The 1,949-nt window shown below is 67.0% G+C and carries 4 protein-coding genes; all 4 read left to right on the plus strand.

Annotated features, from left to right (window positions below):
* Window positions 1-166: 166 nt before the first annotated feature.
* The gene (locus tag QZV94_RS24765) at window positions 167-493 is read left to right on the plus strand and encodes a conjugal transfer protein TraD (protein WP_081614895.1); all 327 of its coding nucleotides are present in this window, start codon (window positions 167-169) and stop codon (window positions 491-493) included.
* Window positions 405-737 (plus strand): conjugal transfer protein TraD, encoded by a 333-nt coding sequence (locus QZV94_RS24770; protein WP_018251385.1) that lies wholly within the window; start codon window positions 405-407, stop codon window positions 735-737. Before QZV94_RS24765 ends, QZV94_RS24770 begins: the two co-directional genes overlap by 89 nt.
* On the plus strand, window positions 734-1,018 hold the full coding sequence (locus QZV94_RS24775) for a hypothetical protein (protein ID WP_018251386.1): 285 nt from the start codon (window positions 734-736) through the stop codon (window positions 1,016-1,018). The genes QZV94_RS24770 and QZV94_RS24775 overlap by 4 nt, the downstream gene beginning before the upstream one ends.
* Window positions 1,018-1,949: type IV secretory system conjugative DNA transfer family protein (locus QZV94_RS24780; protein ID WP_288287932.1), on the plus strand; the 932-nt coding region annotated here is incomplete at its 3' end. The genes QZV94_RS24775 and QZV94_RS24780, both read left to right, overlap by 1 nt.

Raw genomic sequence — 1,949 nt, forward strand, 5'->3', positions numbered from 1 at the left:
CCGCTATACTGCCTTTCTTAGCGCACGTCGGCAACGACGTATAAGCGCGCACTCATGATCTGCTTCGCATCTCCTGATTGACTCGGTGCTGGCTGTTGATGTGGGTTGCCCTCCCCTATAGGTTTGCTAGGCTGCTGCGGTCAAAAACGCGGAGAAAGGAAGCACCATGCGCAAGGTGCGGGACTATAACGCGGAGCTGAAAGCGCTGGAGGACAAGGCGCGTAGTCTGAAGGCGCGCCGGGTCGAACAACTCGGCCAGCTCGTCACCGCCACGGGTGCCGATTCACTCGACATGGAAACACTCGCCGGCGTGCTACTCGATGCCGTCGCCTCACAGAACGCGGAAGCGAAGGAGGCGTGGCGATCGAAGGGCGCGGCTTTCTTTCAGCGGCGCGGGCGCAAAGGTGGGCGAACTGCTGGCGGCAACCGTGACAGCGCTGGCACGCAACCAGGCGCTGATCCAGCGTCTGGAAGCGACACGGCGTCGGACTGATACGCGGGGCTGGGTCGTGCAACGGCGCGAACGCACCCGCCACCTGATCGAGCTGGGCGGCCTCGTCCAAAAGGCCGGTCTGGTCGATCTTGCTGATGACGATCGCGCGACCATTTACGGTGCGCTGCTCGAACTGGTCGGACGCGCTCGCGGCGATGATGCCAGCGATATGGTGGCGCTCTGGAAGCGACGCGGCAAGCGGGCCTTTGACGCGGAAGCGGAAGGCAAGGAGACGGTGGCATGACGACGCTCGACCTTGACGCTCTCCGGACGGAAGTTCGCGCGCTCGACTATGTACGCGGCACGCCTGCGGAAGCCGCGATGTGGCGCGAGGATGACGCGGACTCCCGCGCCAATCTCGCCATCGAGGGCATGGACCTGAACGCGGAGGATGAGGCGCTGTTCGACATGCTTCGCGACGAGGCCGTGCCCCCTCCCCTCGCCACGCAAATCATCCTCAAGCTCTACGATCATCCCAACGCCGATCCGGGGCTGGCGATCACGCCGCTGGAACGGGCCGGCTGATGCCCGGCCGGCGGATCAGCCCGCTGTTCGCGGTGCTCGTCGCCGCGGTCGTGCTGTTCGCCAGCCATAGCTGGCTCAAGGGCATCTTCGGTTATGGCGAGATTGCCACCGACATTCCGTTCCTGCTGGCCGGCGCGATCCTGTTCCTGGCCTGGCGCGTCAATCGCCGCGCCGCGAACCGGCGCAGCTCGCTGCTCGGCTCGGCCCGCTTCGGCGATCGGGGAGACGTGCGCCGGCTTGAGGGAAACGGGGATCTTCTGATCGGCCGCTCCATCGAAGGCGGCAAGCTGCTGCGCTACGACGGACCCGCCCATCTGCTGACGATGGCCCCTACCCGCTCAGGGAAAGGCGTCGGCACGATCATCCCCAACCTGCTCACGCTGGACCGCTCGGTGGTCTGCATCGACCCCAAGGGCGAGAATGCCCGCGTCACAGCCCGTGCGAGGGCCGCCAAGGGCGATGTGTGGTGCCTGGACCCCTTCGGCGTCTCGGGGCGCCCCACGGCCCGCTACAACCCTCTGGCGTGGCTTGATCCGACCAGCCCCGACTTGGCGGAGGATGCACAGACGATCGCCGATGCGCTGGTCCATGACGCACCGGGGCAATCGGGCGAGGCACACTGGAACGAGGAAGCCAAGGCGCTGATCGCCGGCGTGATCCTGCACACCGTCGTCCACGAGCCCCCTGCCCGCGTCACGCTGGCGACCGTGCGCGACAAGCTCACCCGCGATCCCGCCGGCTTCGCCACGCTGCTCGCCGACATGCAGGCCAGCACCAGCGCCGGCGGCCTCATCGCGCGCGCCGCCAATCGCCAGCTCGGCAAGTCGAACCGGGAGGCTGCGGGCGTGCTCTCCTCGGCGCAGCGCCACACCCACTTCATGGACAGCCCGCGCCTGGTGGACAGCACCTCGGCATCCGACTTCCGGTTCGC

Origin of the sequence: uncultured Phenylobacterium sp., from assembly GCF_902826855.1 — a bacterium.
Classification (GTDB): Bacteria; Pseudomonadota; Alphaproteobacteria; order Caulobacterales; family Caulobacteraceae; genus Phenylobacterium.

What these genes read in the sequence shown, in the direction of transcription:
- QZV94_RS24765 (WP_081614895.1), top strand. Translation starts at nt 167, where the DNA reads ATGCGCAAGGTGCGGGACTATAACGCGGAGCTGAAAGCGCTGGAGGAC.
- QZV94_RS24775 (WP_018251386.1), top strand. Translation starts at nt 734, where the DNA reads ATGACGACGCTCGACCTTGACGCTCTCCGGACGGAAGTTCGCGCGCTC.